Annotated in this window: 20 protein-coding genes; 9 read left to right on the top strand and 11 right to left on the bottom strand. The window is 38.9% G+C overall.

The annotated features are described in order from the left end of the window. Positions 1 to 6: 6 nt before the first annotated feature. Complete coding sequence (locus tag HMPREF9018_RS00245) at positions 7 to 396, top strand: hypothetical protein (RefSeq protein WP_008446589.1); 390 nt, start codon at positions 7 to 9, stop codon at positions 394 to 396. A gap of 181 nt (positions 397 to 577) precedes the next feature. Here the strand turns inward: HMPREF9018_RS00245 and HMPREF9018_RS00240 are convergent, their stop codons facing one another. The 8 genes from HMPREF9018_RS00240 to HMPREF9018_RS00210 all read right to left on the bottom strand — a co-directional run bounded on the left by HMPREF9018_RS00240 (position 578) and on the right by HMPREF9018_RS00210 (position 11,113). Then, positions 578 to 1,057, bottom strand: a complete 480-nt coding sequence (locus HMPREF9018_RS00240; protein ID WP_008446501.1) for a hypothetical protein — start codon at positions 1,055 to 1,057, stop codon at positions 578 to 580. Positions 1,058 to 1,075: 18 nt separating this feature from the next. Continuing rightward, positions 1,076 to 3,277 (bottom strand): peptidase domain-containing ABC transporter, encoded by a 2,202-nt coding sequence (locus tag HMPREF9018_RS00235; protein WP_008446692.1) that lies wholly within the window; start codon positions 3,275 to 3,277, stop codon positions 1,076 to 1,078. Positions 3,278 to 3,333: 56 nt separating this feature from the next. Beyond that, positions 3,334 to 4,839 carry a DUF6734 family protein gene (locus HMPREF9018_RS00230; RefSeq protein WP_009434704.1) on the bottom strand — a complete coding sequence of 502 codons (1,506 nt, stop codon included), beginning with the start codon at positions 4,837 to 4,839 and terminating at the stop codon, positions 3,334 to 3,336. A gap of 212 nt (positions 4,840 to 5,051) precedes the next feature. Further along, complete coding sequence (locus HMPREF9018_RS00225; RefSeq protein ID WP_008446699.1) at positions 5,052 to 6,308, bottom strand: DUF6734 family protein; 1,257 nt, start codon at positions 6,306 to 6,308, stop codon at positions 5,052 to 5,054. Positions 6,309 to 6,315: 7 nt separating this feature from the next. Beyond that, on the bottom strand, positions 6,316 to 7,674 hold the full coding sequence (locus HMPREF9018_RS00220; protein ID WP_008446465.1) for a radical SAM/SPASM domain-containing protein: 1,359 nt from the start codon (positions 7,672 to 7,674) through the stop codon (positions 6,316 to 6,318). 97 nt (positions 7,675 to 7,771) lie between these two features. Next, positions 7,772 to 7,927 carry a hypothetical protein gene (locus HMPREF9018_RS10940; protein WP_009434700.1) on the bottom strand — a complete coding sequence of 52 codons (156 nt, stop codon included), beginning with the start codon at positions 7,925 to 7,927 and terminating at the stop codon, positions 7,772 to 7,774. Between the two features lie 83 nt (positions 7,928 to 8,010). Then, the gene (locus HMPREF9018_RS00215) at positions 8,011 to 10,305 is read right to left on the bottom strand and encodes a TonB-dependent receptor (protein ID WP_231551773.1); all 2,295 of its coding nucleotides are present in this window, start codon (positions 10,303 to 10,305) and stop codon (positions 8,011 to 8,013) included. Positions 10,306 to 10,483: 178 nt separating this feature from the next. After that, entirely contained in the window at positions 10,484 to 11,113 is a 630-nt protein-coding gene (locus HMPREF9018_RS00210; RefSeq protein WP_008446642.1) for a hypothetical protein, read from the bottom strand. A gap of 190 nt (positions 11,114 to 11,303) precedes the next feature. Here HMPREF9018_RS00210 and HMPREF9018_RS00205 point away from each other — a divergent pair, with 190 nt between their 5' ends. Further along, a complete protein-coding gene (locus HMPREF9018_RS00205) occupies positions 11,304 to 12,059 on the top strand; it encodes a response regulator transcription factor (RefSeq protein WP_008446719.1) in 756 nt (251 codons plus the stop codon). A gap of 9 nt (positions 12,060 to 12,068) precedes the next feature. On the opposite strand, the gene HMPREF9018_RS00200 is transcribed toward HMPREF9018_RS00205, so the two are convergent. From HMPREF9018_RS00200 to HMPREF9018_RS00190, 3 genes are all read right to left on the bottom strand, one after another. Next, positions 12,069 to 12,818, bottom strand: coding sequence for a ThiF family adenylyltransferase (locus HMPREF9018_RS00200; protein ID WP_008446518.1), 750 nt, complete (start codon positions 12,816 to 12,818; stop codon positions 12,069 to 12,071). A 127-nt stretch (positions 12,819 to 12,945) separates the two neighbouring features. Continuing rightward, complete coding sequence (locus HMPREF9018_RS00195) at positions 12,946 to 13,236, bottom strand: helix-turn-helix domain-containing protein (RefSeq protein WP_008446653.1); 291 nt, start codon at positions 13,234 to 13,236, stop codon at positions 12,946 to 12,948. A gap of 27 nt (positions 13,237 to 13,263) precedes the next feature. Further along, positions 13,264 to 13,551, bottom strand: coding sequence for a helix-turn-helix domain-containing protein (locus tag HMPREF9018_RS00190; protein WP_007574553.1), 288 nt, complete (start codon positions 13,549 to 13,551; stop codon positions 13,264 to 13,266). A 37-nt stretch (positions 13,552 to 13,588) separates the two neighbouring features. Here HMPREF9018_RS00190 and HMPREF9018_RS10520 point away from each other — a divergent pair, with 37 nt between their 5' ends. The 7 genes from HMPREF9018_RS10520 (at position 13,589) to HMPREF9018_RS00160 (ending at position 19,023) form a co-directional block, all read left to right on the top strand. Then, positions 13,589 to 13,837, top strand: a complete 249-nt coding sequence (locus HMPREF9018_RS10520) for a hypothetical protein (RefSeq protein ID WP_025065928.1) — start codon at positions 13,589 to 13,591, stop codon at positions 13,835 to 13,837. A gap of 145 nt (positions 13,838 to 13,982) precedes the next feature. Beyond that, complete coding sequence (locus HMPREF9018_RS11180; protein WP_008446599.1) at positions 13,983 to 15,248, top strand: virulence-associated E family protein; 1,266 nt, start codon at positions 13,983 to 13,985, stop codon at positions 15,246 to 15,248. Positions 15,249 to 15,430: 182 nt separating this feature from the next. Further along, positions 15,431 to 16,405, top strand: coding sequence for a toprim domain-containing protein (locus HMPREF9018_RS00180; RefSeq protein WP_008446543.1), 975 nt, complete (start codon positions 15,431 to 15,433; stop codon positions 16,403 to 16,405). Between the two features lie 2 nt (positions 16,406 to 16,407). After that, positions 16,408 to 16,842 (top strand): DUF3408 domain-containing protein, encoded by a 435-nt coding sequence (locus HMPREF9018_RS00175; RefSeq protein ID WP_036854278.1) that lies wholly within the window; start codon positions 16,408 to 16,410, stop codon positions 16,840 to 16,842. Between the two features lie 338 nt (positions 16,843 to 17,180). Next, positions 17,181 to 17,612: a plasmid mobilization protein gene (locus tag HMPREF9018_RS00170; RefSeq protein ID WP_008446711.1), complete on the top strand. Its 432-nt coding sequence runs from the start codon at positions 17,181 to 17,183 to the stop codon at positions 17,610 to 17,612. After that, positions 17,596 to 18,657: a relaxase/mobilization nuclease domain-containing protein gene (locus tag HMPREF9018_RS00165; protein ID WP_008446581.1), complete on the top strand. Its 1,062-nt coding sequence runs from the start codon at positions 17,596 to 17,598 to the stop codon at positions 18,655 to 18,657. The genes HMPREF9018_RS00170 and HMPREF9018_RS00165 overlap by 17 nt, the downstream gene beginning before the upstream one ends. Positions 18,658 to 18,741: 84 nt before the next feature. Continuing rightward, the gene (locus HMPREF9018_RS00160; protein WP_023926014.1) at positions 18,742 to 19,023 is read left to right on the top strand and encodes a hypothetical protein; all 282 of its coding nucleotides are present in this window, start codon (positions 18,742 to 18,744) and stop codon (positions 19,021 to 19,023) included. Positions 19,024 to 19,112 lie beyond the last annotated feature (89 nt).

Genomic DNA, 19,112 nt, shown 5'->3' with positions numbered 1-19,112 from the left:
AGGACAATGACTAGCACGGAGAATCATCGTAGCTATTTTGATTGGGGCTGCAATATGCAGGTCATTCGCAAGGGAAATGGAGGGATAGCCATGACAGAGAGTGAACTTGTGAGGTTCTTCGGGGTAACATGGAGGAAACTCAACCATAGGATGCAAACGATAATAAAATCCTCCAACCTATATCTCGATGAGAGGATTGCAGGTGAGGAAGATATTTATGCAAACGAACAACTAAAAGGTTATGCTCCGCTCTATCCGCTTCCTGTCATCATCGCCCTGTCTTTTCAGTTGGACAGCACGGAAGCCCATTTATTTAGAGAGTATCTCTGTGAGAGATTGCAGAAACCTGCATCCGTGATAACACCGATATTTCTGCTCGGTAACACGAATAACTAATGATTATTTCTTATCTTTCCTTTTTCTTTCACCGATTATATCTTACTACATTACTACAATAGGAGTTAAAGCGGTGAAAGAAAAAGGATTAACGTGTAGTAAAATACCCGAAACAATGGTACTACGCAGTAACTACAACTGCCCTTCTTCTTTCACCGCTTGATTACGATTAAAAAGGAAATTATATGATGTTTGTTATTTGCCTGACAATCCTCTGAAGTATGCTTTCATTGCTTACAAGTATAGATGCGGTGCCTGTCATTCCGCTGATGAGATTATACTTGCAATCTGTTATCCTTACCTGTGCCGTGAACACGTTGCCTTCTGCCGTTTGTAAGGGTATATGCGATGTGGCTGTTATTACACCATTTGCAACTCCGTAGGTTTCTGCATCGTAACCCTCAAATTCGATGTTTACCGTCATTCCTCTCGCTAACGTATTTACGTATTTATAGGGAACGGCGATTGTGCCTTGACGGGCATTTGTCATCTGTACCTTTGCACTGATGGTTTCAGGATAAGGTATAAAGTATGCACCTGCCAGTAGTCCTAATATTACAATAGTGATAATCATGATGCCATAGCGTACAATTTTTGACGGTATCTCGCCAATGATGTGCCTTACCTTCTCGCTGCGGAGTTCTATCTTGTCGTCTACCATAGTTGTTTTTCCTTTACGTTAGTTTCCTAACTCCAATTGATTCTTTACAAGATTGTAGTATGCACCACGCTTTGCCGTGAGTTCTTCGTGGTTGCCAATCTCGACCACCTTGCCTTTATCCAGTACCACTATTTGGTCAGCATTCTTCACCGTGCTTAGTCGGTGTGCTACGATAACTACCGTCTTGCCTTTGTAGAACTCATCCAGATGCTCCACAATCATGCGCTCGTTATTGGCATCGAGCGAGTTGGTGGCTTCATCAAGGAAAATATAATCGGGGTTCTTGTATACAGCTCTTGCTATCAAGATACGCTGTTTCTGTCCTTGACTCAAGCCAACGCCATCGCGACCAATCTTAGTGTTGTATTTTAAGGGAAGTCCCATTACATAGTCATGAATACAAGCTATTTCGGCTGCCCTTTGCAATCGCTCCTTGTCAATCTCACCATCATCTACGGCTATATTCCTTGCTATACTCTCGGAGAATATCACACCGTCTTGCATCACCACGCCACACTGTCTGCGCCACCACTTCTTATTTAGCGTATTTACACCTGTTCCGCCTATGGTGATTTGTCCTCCCAATACGGGATAATAGCCCAACATCAGTTTGATGAGGGTGGTCTTTCCGCTACCCGACGCTCCGACAATGGCAGTTACCTTACCTTTGGGGATTGTGAGGCTTACATCATCAATGATGGTTTTCAATGCGTGAGAATCGTACTTGAAGTTTACGGCTTCAAGGTCTATGCCTTGATTTTTTTCTTTCACTGCCATTTCCAATCCTTGCTTTCCGTTCTCATCATCCATGCGGTGGATTTCATTGATACGCTCAAGACTTATCTTCACATCCTGCACCGAATAGAAGAAACTCATCAACTGCTCGACAGGTGAGTTGAGTTGCCCAATGATATACTGCACGGCAAGCATCATACCCAGCGTGAGCTGTCCGTGAATGACGGCTGTGGCTGCCACCACGGTGATTACGATGTTTTTCAGTTCGTTGATGAATATGCTACCAGCCTCTTGTGTCTGTTGGAGTTTAAGGGATTTCATCTGCACTCCAAAGAGGTCTGCCTGCACGTCCTCCCATTCCCAACGACGACGTTGTTCACAATCTTGGAGTTTTATCTCCTGCATAGAGGTGATAAACTCGTAGGTCTTGTTGTTGTTGATGGCTTGCTGCTCGAAGAGTTCGTAATCAAGTACTTTTCTGCGCCTGAGGAAGAGTGCAAGCCAACCGCCATAGAGCAGACTACCGAGCATGAAGATGGTAAAGACAAGCCAATTATAGGATAGCAGCACGATGCTGAACACCACAAAGGTAAAGAGGGAGAACACGATGCTAAGTGTCTTTTGAGTTAAGAACGTGTTCACCCTACTATGGTCACCCATACGCTGCATAAGGTCGCCCATCAGTTTAGTGTCGAAGAACGACATCGGCAGTTTGAGCAGCTTGATGAAGAAGTCACTCACAAGAGAAATATTGATCCGCATAGAGATATGCAGTAAGAGCCAACGACGGATAAAATCAATGGCAGTACGGCTCATGGTAAGGACAAGTTGTCCCAAGAGTATTAACCAAATAAAACCGATGTTCTGGTTTTTGATTCCCACATCCACAATTGATTGCGTGAGGAAAGGCAGGATAAGTTGCAGCAGACTGCCCACAAGTAAGCCTAAGACTATCTGCCCAAAGTGCTTTCCGTATTTTTTGACATAACCGAAAAGAAACTTGAGTGAGCGTTCTTCTTTCAGCTTGGATTCTTCTTTAATATTATTGTTATCAAGTAACTGAGTAGTACTGCAAAGCATAGCGATTCCTTGCTCTTTATCTTTCAATCTTGTACTAATCCAATGACTCTTAAATTCCTCTAAATTATATTTAATTAATCCTTTACTAGGATCTGCTATATAAAATCTCTTGTCTCTTCTTATTTTATATAGTATTACAAAATGATTCTGATTCCAATGGAGAATACAAGGTAACGGATATTTGGATAAATTGGTAATATCTATCTGGGTACAAATCGTATCAAAGCCTAGGTAATTTGCAGCTTTACTTAGTCCCAATAAAGAAATTCCTTCTGTAGTTGGCGTACATAGTTTTTCTAAAAAAGATAAAGAGTATCTTTTTCCATAATATTCGCATATCATTTGTAAGCATGTAATACCACATTGCATAGAATCGTATTGATGTAAGAAACGAATATGTTTCATTAAACTGTGAGCTTTAGCATTAATATTTCAATAATAGTCAAAAATAAAACTGGACGTTAGATATTCGATATTGTTAAAATACAGTTTTCTATCATCCGGTAAATAATTCTTTCTACATATCTTAAATTAGCTTCATACTCTTCTTTACCATATTTGTTTTGTGATAGTGCACAAACATTATCTATTATATCGGAGGCTGTTGCTGTATGCTCCTGTAGGAGATAGTCTATAATAGTTTCAACCGTTCCACGAGCAACTACTTCATAAACTGTTTGACGAAAAGCATCTGGTATAGTTACAACTTTATACATTTTATTTTCAATTTTTTGATTTTTTGTAATATACATCAATGTTTCTGATGATATATCTGTCAAGCTAATAAAAGGATTTAAAATAAACTGACAATTACTCTCATATAATCTCTCATTTTCCCAAAAGCTATTAATGCAAGTATACTGCTTTTTAAAAAATTCCTTCTTATTATCTTCTAGTTGTTTCTCAACTTTGATGCACGTGTTGTCCAGTTTCTTAATTTCGGTATAGATTCTTTCTTTCATTATTTTTCCTATATCATAATTTTTAGAAACTTTAAAACTACGTGACCTTTCTAATATTTCGTTGGAAGTCCTGTAATGATGGATATAAGGAGTATCTATAAAATTCAGATAATTAGATATTGGGATACCGCCATGCTGGATATATGTATTGATTATATGATGATGTAAAGCAGGATCTATTTTTTCTAGAAGCCTTGATGCAAAAATTTGTGCATCATTTCTTTTTTTTATATTTCCAAGCATATGACAATAGCCGTGTTTTTTCAAACACGACATATCAAGATTCATCCAATCAAACAAAGTACTTAATTTTTCACCTTCAGTGCAGTAGCTTATAGTTTTATTATATTTTTGAGCTAGGCAATAAAAGAAAAGTTGCTCGTAAACAGAATTTATAAAACCGTCATGATTAAGTTTCAAAATCCTATCATTGTTATATATAAATCTATATGCTTGTTCTGTGTAGTATTGAATGAATTTCACATCATTTCCTCCGAGTACGCCTGCATTAGCCACACTAATAATCTTATTTTTAAGCTCTATATCTGCAAAATTGGGAATTTTTCCTCCAACTTGTATGAAACGATCTATGCACTTACGATTATACAATTGATCGTCATACTCAATATTTTGTGCGAATAAGTCTGCTTTCCAAAAGGAATCTGGTAAGCTGTCATACAACAAAAAATCACAATCTACATGTAAAAATGGTTCATGCTGTTCACTGTATGTATATAATTTTGGCAAAGCCCATAATTCATAGCCAGAATACCCTTCCATAATATTCGGAATTGTTACTATCTGATCATAAGGAATACACAATTCTTCAACAACTTTTTTAGCTGTGGAATTGCAATACAGCGTAACATGACCATAATGCTGCTTTAGTAAAAGGCAACTAATAGCCATAGTTATCCAATGAAATTCAGGTGAGAGAAATCCTGCTTTATCGAACATAGGATCTTCATCTGTGGAGAAACTGTAATATGTCTGTAAAAACCTCATGTATGCAATAATATTAATAAAACAAAATCTTTTTCTAAAAATACCTTTAAGCTACTAACAAAAACCTTAATTTTAGGTTGTATAAGTATTAAACCTTCTGAGTGTATATGACTATATAATTAGTACACTTAAAATACATTAGTGTAGCATTATGCTCATGCCACCAAAGTATTAATTATAAAGTATGCACTATGTTTTGTTATTTTATGGTGTCATATAATTAATACATTATCAAATAATCCCTTGCGAATACTTGTAATTAAATATTCTTGTTGAAAGGGATTCAAGTCTGTTATTATTTCGTTTAACCGAATAGGCTTCCTAAATATTTTAAGTAGATTTGTCATAACAGAGTCGTATTTTATATACACATTCTGCGCAAGATATGTATTGTATGTTTTTAGATATCCCTCCTGTTTGCATTCCTTTTTATCAGGTAATGTTGAAACTTTTTTATTACTTATGAATTTAACATCAGGAGAAATTGAAATTATAGAGTTTAATAAGTCTCCATTAGATATTTTTTCATATTCTATTGCTCTTTTCTCATACTCACTATTTGCAATACCTTTTAGTGTGATTTTTTGACAAATATCATTTTTATGGCATACATAGAGTATTCGGTCAAAATACTCTGGATACTTCCTATACATTTGCCTAATGATATAGCTATTACAGCGTGGATGACTTTTGTAATTCATTATGTGAATATAAGGATGATTGTTAGCTTCCACTACTTGGTCAGGGACTGTTCCCCAAGGCATAACAAAATCCTTAACAACACCCTTAATAAATGTTTCAACCTTGATTCTTTTTGTATGTGCTAAGGCATAAAAAATCCATTGTTCAAAAACAACATTATAAAGAAACTTCTTGTCTGACTTTCTTATACTATTAGCATTGCTTGATAAAAAATCTTTAACATATTCAATGTACTCTTTCCAAAAGAACACATTATTACCACCCAATACCCCTGCATTATATGAATGTATATTATTTTCACCGAAACATACTCTCATGTAATCAGGAATTATCGCATTGCATGATTTCAAATGGTTTAGTACTAACATGTAGAAATTTGAATCGTTTTCTTCATGCTGGGCTACTAAGTCTGCTGTTAATAAGCGCTTCTTGAGCGCTTCCTTGCAAAACACATCACAGTCTATATGCAAAAAGGGAGCATTTTGCATACTATATGTTTGAATTTTAGGGTAACAGTAAAAATCCCTATACTCATTCTTGATGTCATCCAATATGAAGTATGTATCATATGGCAATAGAAACAAATCTTTAAATATATGTTTTAACTCAAAATTTGTATACATACAAAGGGGTATTTGTGGGTTATACTCTTTTAAGAGTAATCCACTCAATGCTATTGATAGCCAATTGACTAGTGGAGATAAATAACCTCCGCAAAAGTTCAGTCCATAACTTCTTAACTGACTATATGTTTGAATTATATGCATTATGTTATTATTTTATATGGTTAAGTCTGTATATAGCATTTATTAGCATGCGATCCTCTATATTATATATAAACATAGGGCATCTAGGTTCTTTCTCATATAATGCAAGTGGACATAATCCTCCACATAAAGGATAATACTTACAATCTTTACACTGTTTAATCTGACCACTTAACAACATGTGGGGAATGGTCGCTAAGGCACTATTTTTGCGCTTATTACCTCGGTTATGTATATTGCCCAAATGCAATGGACCTCCTAAATATCTTGTAGAATAGGCTGTCTCCGAACAGTCGTAAATATTACCATAAGCATCATACATTAAGGACTCTTTCATTGTCCCAATACATATATAAGGCCCACTTCTGTGCGGAAGAATCTCTGTTCTAAAACCATGCGTTAGCATATAAAGTATATACTCTGTAGACTTTTTCCCAATTATCTTCCATGTCTTGGCATCACCAGCACCATTGTTTGCCCATGAAACAACACATGCACAATAAAAACGAATTTTATCCTGCATCCCATCATTGTACAGTTTATGTAAAAGTGGAATAACACCATCTATATTACTTTGATCAATATTACATCGAATGGTTATCATGCATTTAGTCTTATCATAGTATGGGCTTGAGACTATAGACTTTAAATTGTTGTATAATTTAACAAAAGTTCCTTTACCGCTACACGTGAAACGGTGCTTGTCATGGAATTCCTTATCTCCATCTATTGTTATTTCTATCCTCCTGCAATTAAATTGTTCCTTTAACTCTCTATATACATCTGGCGTGAGTATATAGCCATTTGTAGTTATATGAGATAGATTTTTAATCTTATGCTTATTTGTCAGAATTTTTATATGCTTATTGATTATACGCATTTTATCTAAGGCGCATAACGGTTCTCCTCCAAACCATCCTATTTCCATGTCCTGATAATCATGTGCAGATAATTTAATATCAATCTGTTTGATGAGACATTCTATGGTATCTATACTGATTTCTGCATGGTTGTGCTCTTGACCACAATAGTTACAAGCAAATTGACATTTATCAGTTGGTTGAATGGACATATATAGGTGCTCACTATGGTACTGTCTTTGCTTCTTTAAAATCTTTTGGTTTTCTATGTTTATTGATCTAAACTCGTCTTCTTCCTTTGGAACAAGCACCTTTGCTTTAATTAATAACTCCATTGTATTTTTGTCTATATGCCTAAAATCTTCATTGATGACAGAATTATAGGTGTTAGCTGATACAAAAATGTTTTTTGCTGTTCTTCCAGAAAAGAAGAGACCTAATTGATGTCTCTTAATGTGATATAAATTCTTAAATAAATATGCTGAGAGTTTAAGTTTATTTTCCATTTTCTATGTTATAATATTAGAAAAAAGGGAATGCTATTGTCGGAGTAAAACTCACGCTCCAGAGTTAGCATCCCCTAATACTCATTTTGTAACTGTCTTAGTGACAATTACCGAATGAACAGTTACCATAGTAACCCCATTCTGCTCCTCCGTATAATTCGTCGGCCTGCTCTTCGTTCAAAATAATGCAATCTTGATCGATTTCTTTCAACATGGACTCATCAAGGAGCTTTTTTAAATTAATTTCTGCCATAAGGCTAAAAGTATTTAATAACGTCTACTCTTTTAAAGATTTTCGACATCCTCTTTATCTGTACGTGAATTTATATTTATCTGCTACTTCGTTGTTGGCACAATACCTGCATCAGTATCAGAGTTATGAATACGTTGGTTCACCTCAGAACCGTGCTTTCCAAAGTTCAGGTTGAAATGAAAGTCTATGCCAAAAACCTTACATAGATTTTTCGACCATACCATTTGATTATAAGGAGCAAGATGGGAAAGATTTTCTACAGACATTTCATAACGTGAACTGAAGATGTTCTGCAACTGGAGTTCTACACCCCATTTTTCTCTATTGTACCCAAAAACTATACTATGTGATTTCTCATCTTTGTTAAGTGTCTCCCCCCACAGTCTATGAAAACTTGTCTCAAGATTGGCGCCTACATACCAATTCTTGTACATTCCCATTAAGTTGGCACGCAAGCCCCAGTTAGTATGTGTATGCGTATAGGTATTGCCATTGCTGATATAGCGATTGACAAATGGGGTAAATTGGATGGACATATAATCCCTCCAAGGTTGTACTTTTAGGTTTATTTGAGAGTTCAGACGATGGAAGCCTCTTTGATTGGCATAACTCCTAACATAGAAGCCATTCGAATAGGTTGTTTCTTCCATATATGGTTTATCATCATAGCTATAACGAGTAAACCATTCTGCACTAATATATTTTGTTCCTACGCTAATTGATAGTTCATTAGAGAAAAATCTGACCGCCTGTAGATTTGGATTTCCACGGCGTATTTGGTAAATGTCTATGTGTTGTTCAACATCGCTTAATTCGGCAAGTGAGGGTGCGTAGCCTCCCATGTAGGCTTTGTAGCGTATTGACAGATAATTGTTGAAACGGTACCCCAGCTGAATAGTTGGACGAAATATATATTTTACCTGTTTGGCATTTCCTTGGCTAACATAGGTTCTCATAGCACCTACACCTACCATATAATCCAGTTTTCCTAACTTTGAAGCCCATTCTCCAAAACCATAACTCTCACCTGTATTCATCTTTACGCTTGAGGATGTGTTTCCATCATATGCGTTTTTTGTGTACATCTGCTGATGTCGCAGACCGAATGACAACCGCGAATCCTTGATTTTCTGCTCGTAAATAACTTCAGCTATGGTCGAATATTTATTGCCATTGACATGGGAAGTTATTTCCTGCACAGCATTCCCCAGAGATTGGCGATATAAACGGTCGTTTTTAGTATTGATATATGTTCCTATCAGGTCAAAGAACAGATGCCGATCCTTGGTAAACTCATGCTGATAATAAATATCTAACGATGGATTGTTGCTCCTTGACTTGGTGCGGTCCTTGATATCGAATGTATTGCTATCCTGAATAAGTTTGGAATTTCTATCAGATACCGCATGAGGCGTATTGTTATATAAATCACGAAAAGTAACACTCAATATGTTTCCGCTATTTATGTAATCGTATCCTATGGATAGATTGATGTTGTCATATCGTGCCTTTGTCTTTTGCCCTATCTCATAGTTACTGATACTGGGGGTCGTTGCATGGAAAGCCTCCATGTTTTCACGTAACCAGTTTACATCACGTCGATTCCAGTTTACAGATGCCTTGAAGTTTGACTTACCTACATGATAATTACCCGATAACTGATAATCTCCTATACCTAAGGGATTGATAGTGTTCATAAACTCTCCGGAGATGCTTCCACCATTCTTCTTTTCTTTTAAGATAATGTCAATTACGGCAGCTACATTTCCGTATCTTAGACCAGGATTATCATGATATTCTATTCTCAATACGTCTGCCGGCAAGAGAGCCTTCACCTCCTGTATCTCTGCCTTTACACCATTAATACGTAACTCTACGGCATCCCCCATAGTGGTAGTCACCTTACTGTCAAGCGTATTTACAGAGATTCGTGAAAGCTGAAGATGCTGCAACAAACTTAAACCATTGCTTGATGTTTTTTGCTGAAGCAGATTAGGGATAATTATTTGGCGGTCAGCTTTTTGTATTACGTTGTTGGCGATCACTGTAACGTCATTAAGCTGCTTACTTTCTGGTTCCAACATGATTGTACCCACCGAAAGGTGCTTAGAAATGTTTTGGCATTTAATTTCCTGCGTAGAATACCCAACAAAAGATATCCTTATTCTATAGTTCTCTCCTTCATGCGTATTCAGTTCAAAGCCGCCATTCATATCAGTTACTACTCCACTAATCATCTTATTTTCGCTTTCACGAAACAACGAAACCGTTGCAGCTGGTAATGGTTGCTTGTTTTCATCTACGACCGTTCCCGTAGTTTGTGCAGCAAGAATACCATAGCAGCCAGACATGAGCAACGTGAGAATTTTCTTTTTCATAAACATTATATTATTTATTATATGTATTGTCTTATTATAATTTTGGAGTCAACATCATGATATGCCGACAACTTTTCTTGTCTTTCGATGTTGCAAATGTATTGGTTTCTCCAAATTATATCGTTACACTTTTGTGTAATTCTGAATTTGTTGTCTGAAATATTACACAAAAGTGTAATCATGCAGCCTTGCAAAGTTCACCATACTTTGAAAAGAACCCCATTATACCTCTCTTACTGGAACATACAGGAACAGTTTCCGATGTCAGGTAATCTATGGATTTCCCTATTTGACGTGTGCCAAATCCCAAGCCCTTCATTACTTTCAATAGTTTGCTGTCAATCTCTGCTATCATATAGCTGTACTTGTCCTCTACTATCGGTTTTACTGCCAATGCCATTAGCCGCTTGAACAATGTCAATGTGGATATTCCCGAATCCTTTGCAACGGCAAAGCGCCCGATATGCCAAAAACTATATTTACTTTCCCCGTGAATAGCATTCAGTGGATTTATTCCGTATATTTTTTCAATAGGAAGAGTCTTGTGTTTATCCCAATGGAAACTCCTGATGCAGCCAATTATATTCCCAAAGGCATCCCTTGCAATATAAATATGAGATTTGTTATCATACAGATATTCCTCTTCTTCAAGCACTGATTTGATATCTTCATTTACTTCTTTCTCTGTAAATGAAGATAAGTGATGGGAGTAATTTTCCTTGACCACAAACTGTGCTATTTCCAACAGACTCGTTTTGTCTGCCATGAAGATAGCGTAGTCCTTAAATGTTGCAATCTGTTTTTCCATAATGCTTTTTGTTTCTTGATTTATATGGCAAAAATACTTCTTATGCAAATATCACCTATTACACTTTTGTGTAAATCTTCATTTCTCTCTTTGTTTTTTACACTTTTGTGTAATCTTTTTGCGGTATTTCGCATTAAAAATGTACTTTTGTAGTGAAATATATCAGAGAATCTTAGCACGTTTAGCATATATGACAGACATAAAAGATTTCTTTATAGCATCGAACACCGTGCGTAATGCACCAGATTACGATTCAAATGTATTGTCAACATTGATTCATACAGTAGAGTCCTTTGCACGTGTAACCTATCAGAGCATTTATTTGATAGACTATTATAAGCAGGAGTTTCTTTATGTATCAGATAATCCTTTGTTTCTTTGTGGTCATACAGCAAAGGAGGTGAAGGAATTGGGGTATAGTTTTTATTTGAAATATGTACCAGAGGAAGAACTAAAAATGCTTGTTGAGCTGAATAAAAGTGGGTTTAAGTTCTTTGATACTTTCGACAATGTTGATAAATACCAATGTTCCATGTCATATCATTTTCATCTGAAGAGTGGAACAAAAAGTAAGTTGATTAATCACCAGCTTACTCCCATTCTATTGACAGATGAAGGCAAGATATGGATTGGTATGTGTGTCGTATCACTATCTTCACATAAAACAGTGGGACATGTAGAGTTTCACAAAAAGGGTAATCTTAACTATTGGAAATATTCTTTCGAAGGGCATCGGTGGAAAGAACGTGATGGAATATCACTCAAAGAAGAAGAACTTGAAGTGCTACGGTTATCAGCAGCAGGGCTTACCATGACGGAAATTGCGAACAGAATGTGCCGCTCGTTAGATTCTATCAAAACCTATAAACGCCACGCCTTTGACAAATTAGGCGTGACGAATATCACCGAAGCTATTTCAAGAGCTACCTTAAACAAACTCTTCTGAAAAAATAACTTACGGCAAAAGCGAAGAGAGATAGAATTTAGGAAAATAGTTCACAGGTTTTCCTGTAGCAAGATTGTACATTGCCGTTGTACACAAGCCTGCTGCAATCCATGATGCTATGGACAGTTGTGGAGGTGGAAGCATTTCGCTTTCCTTTTTATATTGGGTTACAATTTTGTCTAACCACTCTTTAGGTTGATTCCAAAAAGCCCCGTGTCCAGTAACATACTCAGCTACCTTTAATTCAAATCCCTTTGGCTCTTCAGTCAGTTCAGATAAAGAATGCCCCAATGGGTCTACAACCGTAACAAAGCCAGCCCAACCAAAGTTGTATGGGTGCAGTACTGGGATTTTTCTTTCTTTGCAAATTTCATCAAAGACGAATGGAGTTTTATCCTTAAAGTCCAATGCATTGATGGCTACATTATGCCCATTCAGCATCTCTTCGATGTTATCAGGGTTAAGGAACTCTGTATGGTAATCTATCTGTGCATCAGGATTGATGCTTAGCAAACGCTCAGCCAAGCACTCAGCCTTGTATCTGCCAATATCATTCTCTGTATAGTTCTGCCTGTTCAGGTTGCTTTGCTCTACCTTATCGCCATCAACAATGGTAATATGCTCGAAGCCAAACCGCAAGGCACATTCTGCCACAATGCTGCCGATACCTGCACCACCAAGGAATATCTTATAATCCTTTATCACACTTTGCTCTTTCTCACTCATATAGAGCCTGTTTCTGCTGTATCTTTCTTCCATAATGAAACAATTATTTTAGGCAAAAGTAGATGTAATAAAGCATATATACATTACACAAAAGTGTAATAATCAATCACATTGTTGATTATTTTAGATTTTATAACATATTCAGAAGAGAACATGTTTGCTACTCCTTATAGTTATCCTCCAACAACCTTTCCAAATCCGACTCCTTATAGAGTATCTTCCCTGCAAACTGAGTGTAGGGGATAATTCCCCTATCCCGATAGTCCTGCAAGGTGCGAGGACTGATATACAGCCTCTCGCATACTTCTTTACCTGTGAGGAAATGTTCTCCACCAAACAGCGGTTTGTGGGTCTGTGCTACTTCCTTTATCCTTCTACTTACACTGCTGATAGCGGACAGCACCACCTGCATATCGTCAGCCTCCGTGTTTAAGTCCCTTACCTGTTCCATCGTTCTCTTGTCTTATTTCTCGTTCTTTTATTTGTCTGTTTTTGATTTCTCCGATTTTGTCTGTAACAGCCATTCTACATCCTCACGCTTGTAGTAGCACTTATGCCCGATTTGGGCAAAGGGCAAGACACCCGTATCACGATAGTGCTGTAAGGTACGCTTGCTGATGTTGAGCAGCCTGCACACATCCCCGTTGTGCAGCCAATCGGTATGCCTGCTTTGTTCCCCGAATGCCTTGTGGCATGTCTCGGCAAGGCTGAGTATCTCGTTCCTCAGCTTTGCCCAGTTTGAATCCGTAATGATAAAATATCCCATAATTTTATTGTTGTTTTGTTTGTAATTCCTTTTTGTATTGCGCCTTAATGCACGTTTCTGTCTGCAAAAGTATGATGTGTTTGCCATACTTCAAAGCACGAGAGAGCAGCAAGGAAATACAGGGAAAAACAAGGAAAAGACAAAGGGATTGTCGCTCTCTTTCTTTGCCTCCATACTCCATTTTATCATATCCGTTTTATCTGACGCAATGCTATTCGGATTGGAGCAAATAAACACATTCCTTTCTTGCATCATTTCTATACTTGTCCTCTTGTTTGGGGCTTAAATCCATGCTTTCCGACAGTTTCCTACCTGAAATCCGTGAGAAATTCATTGCCAATGTGCGCAACATTATGCAAGCACTCTCCGAATGCTTGGCACTTTCCTGTTCTCTTCATAACTTCACTCTTTGAAACCAAACCAATCATATAATGAAGAAGAATGCAGATAAAGGCAAATCTGAGGGCGGAAACAGCGAATTTCATACAAGAAGGAAGTTTTCCAAGAACTCGGAGATAGAAGCCTATCTCTCCTCTCGCTATGAGTTCAGATACAACACGGTATTGGGACGAACCGAATACCGCAGAATGAATAGCAGCGATTTCACAAAGGTGGGGCGCTATGAAATCAACACGCTCCGCAGGGAACTTGACAACGATGTGGGGATTATCACATCTTCCGACAACCTCTATTCAATTATCGAGAGCAGCTTCTCTCCACGTATCAATCCCATACAGGAGTATTTCAAGGGATTGCCATTGGTGGATGTAAGCAGTAGTTCTCCCTTTTCATTGAAAGCGATTCCCGATTTGGCAAGCTGCGTTGTTGTCCGTAATTCTAACAAATGGTTGCCGTATCTTACCAAATGGCTTGTGGCGGTGGTCGCCAATGCGATGGACGACCGTGAGTGCCGTAATCATACCTGCCTTGTGTTGACAGGTGAGCAGGGAAAGTTCAAGACCACGTTCCTTGATCTGCTCTGTCCCCCAGCACTGCACGGTTACAGTTACACAGGAAAAATATATCCGCAGGAGAAAGACACACTCACTTATATCGGTCAGAACCTTATCGTAAACATAGACGACCAGCTAAAAGCCCTCAATAAGCGGGATGAGAACGAACTGAAGAACCTCATTACCTGCCCGATGGTCAAATACCGTATGCCATACGACAAGTATGTGGAGGAACATCCCCACTTGGCAAGCTTTGTGGCATCGGTGAACGGCAACGATTTTCTTACCGACCCGACAGGCAGCAGACGGTTCCTGCCCTTTGAAGTGCTTTCCATAGATATTGAGAGAGCAAAAGCTATCTCGATGGACAATATCTATGCGGAAGCTAAAGCCTTGTTGAATATGGGCTTCCGCTATTGGTTTGATGATGATGAGATTGCCGAACTATACAGAGAGAGTGAGGACTTTCAAGTACAAACTGCAGAGATGGAGCTTTTGTTGCGTTGTTTTGAAAAGCCAACGGAGGATGAAAGATATTCGTTAATGACCACTACGGAGATACTTACCTATCTGGGTATTTATACCCACCAGCCACTTGTTGCCAAGCGGATGGGCGAAGCCTTGAAGAAAGCAGGATACATAAAGGTGAGCAAACGAAGAAATGGTGGTAGCCCCATCTATGTCTACAAGATTAGGAAAATCTTGCCATGCCCGCTCCTTCACACTTGTAGTAGCCAAATGTAGTAGAATGTGTAGTATTGTCTTATACTACAAAGTAACACTGATTATCAATCACTTATCACAGAATAGTATGTAGTAAGAAGAAAGATGAAAAAGTTTGGAGGGGAAAAACTTTGGAAAAGGTAAAACCATAAACACAGACAAACATAAATAATTATCATTCAACCCATTAAAGTATCAAAACAATGAAAGAAGAAGATTTATCACGTATCAAACGATACCCCATCGTGGAGTATCTCGAAAGGAAAGGTATCAAACCTGTCCGCAAAACACCGACCTATGCCATGTACCGTTCACCGCTCAGGGAGGAAACGCATCCGAGTTTTAAGGTGGACACTGAGAAGAACCTTTGGATAGATTATGGCGAAGGTAGGGGCGGAAGCATCATCGACCTCTGTATGCGTATGGAGGGCTGCACGCTATCTGAAGCTATCCGCCATTTGGGGCAGAACGCTCCCGATAATGGCACATATAGTTCTCGTAATGGCTTCGCACCAAACAACACCCAGCCTGTAATGGCTGTAAATGGAGCAAGGAGACTGATAGAAATATCAGACACCCTACCACCACATTTTCAGGAGTACCTTACAAAGGTGCGTTGCATCAACTTGGAAAAGGCTATGCCATTCCTCAAATGTATCAGCTATGAGGTAAGGGGCAGGCGCTATCAAGCCATCGGCTTTACCAATCTCTCTAGCGGCTATGAGCTTCGGGACGACATGACGTTCAAGGGAACGATAGCCCCGAAGGACATTACTCCGATATTCACGGACAGAGCGGAGCCAGTATGTATCTTTGAAGGCTTCATGGACTTCCTCTCCTTCCTTTCAATGAAAGAAGAGATTACCAACCACTGCCTTGTGATGAACTCCGTGAGCAACGTGGCAAGGACTATCCGCTATTTGAATGACCGACACCTCACCCATATCCGTTCCTTCCTTGACAATGACGAAGCAGGACGGAGGGCTGTTCAAGATTTCATAAAGGCAGGCTTCCATGTTGAGGACATGAACATACATTACAAAGACTTCAAGGATCTCAACGAATATCATGTCAGCCGTGCCCGTGAGCAGCAGAAACGGAAAGCGCAGGAACAGACACACATATCAATTACAGGACAAAACAAGAAATCAAAACAAGTCAAACTTAAAATGAAATAGAAATGGAAAAGAAAACTATGATGAGCGACAAAGACCTTTCATGGTTCTTGGGCGTGGAAGATGAAGCAGAGGACGATTCTACTTCACAAGAAGCGACTGCGGTTCCTGAAAGAGAAAGACCAACAAACAAGCAGGACACAGAGAATACCATGCACTCCGACCCTGCACGGAACACTGAGAGTGCAACTGTTCAAAGACGTATCAGTGCCAAGATGAGAAAGAAAACACTCGAAGCCTACAAGCAAGCCTATCTTGTGCCGACCAAGTTAAACAACCGTAAGGCAGTCTATCTGAGTAGGGAAACACAGGAGCGTGCCGACTTCATTGTGCGTAGATTAGGCGACAGGGGCAGCAACCTTTCAAGCTTCGTTGAGAACATCGTTCGTCAGCATCTGGAGGAATATGGTGAGGACATAGAGAAATGGAGAAGACTGTAAGCCGTAAGAAAAGGTAGACGGTTTTCTGGAAAAAGGTCTACCCCTTCTTCAAAATAGGTCTACCTTTTCTTCTTCGGTTTAGTTCTCTGTGAGAATGCCACGAATGCAGTTAGTCATAGAATGCACGGCATTCGTTTTTAAGCTATAAAACGTTTTAAGCGTAAATGGTTTGTTCGGTAGCATTGCAAGACGTCAGTTTGTACCCACAAACTGCGCCCAGCTCCCCTCGTCAGACTATCGGGGAGATAAGACCGTAATCACTCCGTTCTCATCGGTCAGCATTCAAGAATTAAGAGACAATGAATCATCTATAATGATTAACTTTCAAAGAAGCATATATGAACAGATATAATAAAAAGACTGCCAAATGGCAGCAACAGAATAAGGAAGAGCAGAAGATGAACAAGACAGAGTTCATCAAGGTTAGATGCACCTTAGAGGAAAAGCAGCGTATCAAGTCAAAGGCGGAAAGTGCGGGGCGTAAGTTCTCCGATTACTGTCGTGAGATACTCCTAAATGGAGAGGTGGCAGCCGTTCCTAGGATGACCGACAATGAAATGGAAGCCATTTGTATACTTCAGCATACAGGACGGTTCTATGGGCAGATTTCCAACCTCATCAAGGTAAAGGATGAAAGGTGGGTACATATCACTAAGAACCTTTCGCTATGTGCCAAAGAAGCATTTAAGCGGTTTTACGACCCTCATTTTCGTGTGGATGATGAGATATATAAGGTCTTAAATATGACAAGAGATGATAGGAAAGTGTAAGGCAATAGCGCACGGCAGCAATGCGCTGGAGTATATTTTTCGGGAGGGCAAGCTTGGCAATCGGCTTGCCTTCCACAACCTTTGCAGCAGGGAACCGAAGGCTATCTACGAGGAAATGAAAGTGGTCAGCGATTACAACACACGATGCAGAAACAAGTTCCTCCGCATCGAAATCGGTATCGCACCACAAGACGAAAGAAAGCTACCTGTGTCAGAACTTATGGGAATAGCCCATTTGTTTGCCAAGCGAATGGGACTTGACAACCACCAATGGGTGGCGGTAACGCACAAGGACACCGACAACAGACATATTCACATTATTGCCAACCGTATCAGTCTGTACGGAGAGGTCTATGATACCACCTTTGTAAGCAACAAGGCAGCGAGGGTAGCGGAGGAAATAAGCAGGGAGAAAAACTTGACTATCGCAAAAGAAGTCAAGGCAGAAAGAAAACACCCAAAGGCAAAAGCCAATCCAACAAGAGAGCAGACAAAGCATCAAATACAGAATGTTTGCTATACCCTGCTTGAGAAGTATAAAGGAACAGGCATCACGGGACACTCCATGTTCCTCTATGAACTGAATAAGAACGGCATTTCCATAGAGCGTATGAAGAACAAGCAGGGCAAGGTCTATGGTTTGAAGTTCTCATTTGGCGGACAATCTTTCAAGGCATCGGAAGTGGGCAGGGAGTTTGGCTACCATTCCTTGCAAAAGAATTTCGAGGCAAGTCAGAAAGCCGAGACGAATGTATCTGCCCAAGTAATACGCAAATCGTCAGAGCATACAGATACTAAGGATGCTGGCTATCAACTCGTACCCCCAAGACTTTCATACAGCCCACGAGCAACGGAGGATACTCCACAAATCGCACAGGCTATAAGAGCGATGGCAGATACAGCTATCAGCGCAGCCGATGAATTGGTGGAGGGAGTAGGTGGAATGATTACGCCAATGACACATGGCGAGGACTATGCCGAGACCGCATGGCAACGTAAGCTCAGATACCAAGCCAATAGGAAAAAGAAAGGACGAAGGCTGTAGAAAATTTGAATAACAATACTTTCATTGTTGGCACATTATTTGCTAGTTGACAATAAGAATTTATTAACTATTAATACAAACAATATGGAAAGAACATACAATGTGCTGTTAACCTACGATATAGATAGCAGACATACCGAAGTTAGGAATACATTAATTGAAGAGTATGGTTTTAAGGATATAATCATAGGTAATAATGGCACGAGGTGTTATTTGCCGAATACCACATTACTAAAGAGAAATACCACCAAGGAGGATGTCCATAATATAATAAAGAACGTATGTAAGATGCTTAATGCAAATCTAAAAAGGACTATTTCCTCAGAATGTTCAAACTGGATAGCATTACAAGGTGAAAAGTTTTAGATTTGTAAGTAGAAACTATAAGTCCAACCACTTGTTTCATTCAAGCTGGTAAAATTATGTGTGTTTTTCATCAAGAACGCTTGTTATTC

The organism is Prevotella amnii CRIS 21A-A (genome assembly GCF_000177355.1).
Classification (GTDB): domain Bacteria; phylum Bacteroidota; class Bacteroidia; order Bacteroidales; family Bacteroidaceae; genus Prevotella; species Prevotella amnii.
The sequence above is the reverse complement of the archived record's forward strand: the minus strand, read 5'-3'. Positions and strand labels throughout refer to the sequence as shown.

Bases quoted from the DNA above. Each gene is read 5' to 3' on its own strand.
- HMPREF9018_RS00225 (WP_008446699.1), bottom strand. From the start codon at position 6,308: ATGCATATAATTCAAACATATAGTCAGTTAAGAAGTTATGGACTGAAC.
- HMPREF9018_RS10940 (WP_009434700.1), bottom strand. From the start codon at position 7,927: ATGGCAGAAATTAATTTAAAAAAGCTCCTTGATGAGTCCATGTTGAAA.
- HMPREF9018_RS00220 (WP_008446465.1), bottom strand. From the start codon at position 7,674: ATGGAAAATAAACTTAAACTCTCAGCATATTTATTTAAGAATTTATAT.
- HMPREF9018_RS11180 (WP_008446599.1), top strand. From the start codon at position 13,983: ATGAAGAAGAATGCAGATAAAGGCAAATCTGAGGGCGGAAACAGCGAA.
- HMPREF9018_RS00170 (WP_008446711.1), top strand. From the start codon at position 17,181: ATGAACAGATATAATAAAAAGACTGCCAAATGGCAGCAACAGAATAAG.
- HMPREF9018_RS00240 (WP_008446501.1), bottom strand. From the start codon at position 1,057: ATGGTAGACGACAAGATAGAACTCCGCAGCGAGAAGGTAAGGCACATC.
- HMPREF9018_RS00210 (WP_008446642.1), bottom strand. From the start codon at position 11,113: ATGGAAAAACAGATTGCAACATTTAAGGACTACGCTATCTTCATGGCA.
- HMPREF9018_RS00180 (WP_008446543.1), top strand. From the start codon at position 15,431: ATGAAAGAAGAAGATTTATCACGTATCAAACGATACCCCATCGTGGAG.
- HMPREF9018_RS00175 (WP_036854278.1), top strand. From the start codon at position 16,408: ATGGAAAAGAAAACTATGATGAGCGACAAAGACCTTTCATGGTTCTTG.
- HMPREF9018_RS00235 (WP_008446692.1), bottom strand. From the start codon at position 3,277: ATGAAACATATTCGTTTCTTACATCAATACGATTCTATGCAATGTGGT.
- HMPREF9018_RS00200 (WP_008446518.1), bottom strand. From the start codon at position 12,818: ATGGAAGAAAGATACAGCAGAAACAGGCTCTATATGAGTGAGAAAGAG.
- HMPREF9018_RS00190 (WP_007574553.1), bottom strand. From the start codon at position 13,551: ATGGGATATTTTATCATTACGGATTCAAACTGGGCAAAGCTGAGGAAC.
- HMPREF9018_RS00205 (WP_008446719.1), top strand. From the start codon at position 11,304: ATGACAGACATAAAAGATTTCTTTATAGCATCGAACACCGTGCGTAAT.
- HMPREF9018_RS00230 (WP_009434704.1), bottom strand. From the start codon at position 4,839: ATGAGGTTTTTACAGACATATTACAGTTTCTCCACAGATGAAGATCCT.
- HMPREF9018_RS00165 (WP_008446581.1), top strand. From the start codon at position 17,596: ATGATAGGAAAGTGTAAGGCAATAGCGCACGGCAGCAATGCGCTGGAG.
- HMPREF9018_RS00160 (WP_023926014.1), top strand. From the start codon at position 18,742: ATGGAAAGAACATACAATGTGCTGTTAACCTACGATATAGATAGCAGA.
- HMPREF9018_RS00215 (WP_231551773.1), bottom strand. From the start codon at position 10,305: ATGAAAAAGAAAATTCTCACGTTGCTCATGTCTGGCTGCTATGGTATT.
- HMPREF9018_RS00195 (WP_008446653.1), bottom strand. From the start codon at position 13,236: ATGGAACAGGTAAGGGACTTAAACACGGAGGCTGACGATATGCAGGTG.
- HMPREF9018_RS00245 (WP_008446589.1), top strand. From the start codon at position 7: ATGACTAGCACGGAGAATCATCGTAGCTATTTTGATTGGGGCTGCAAT.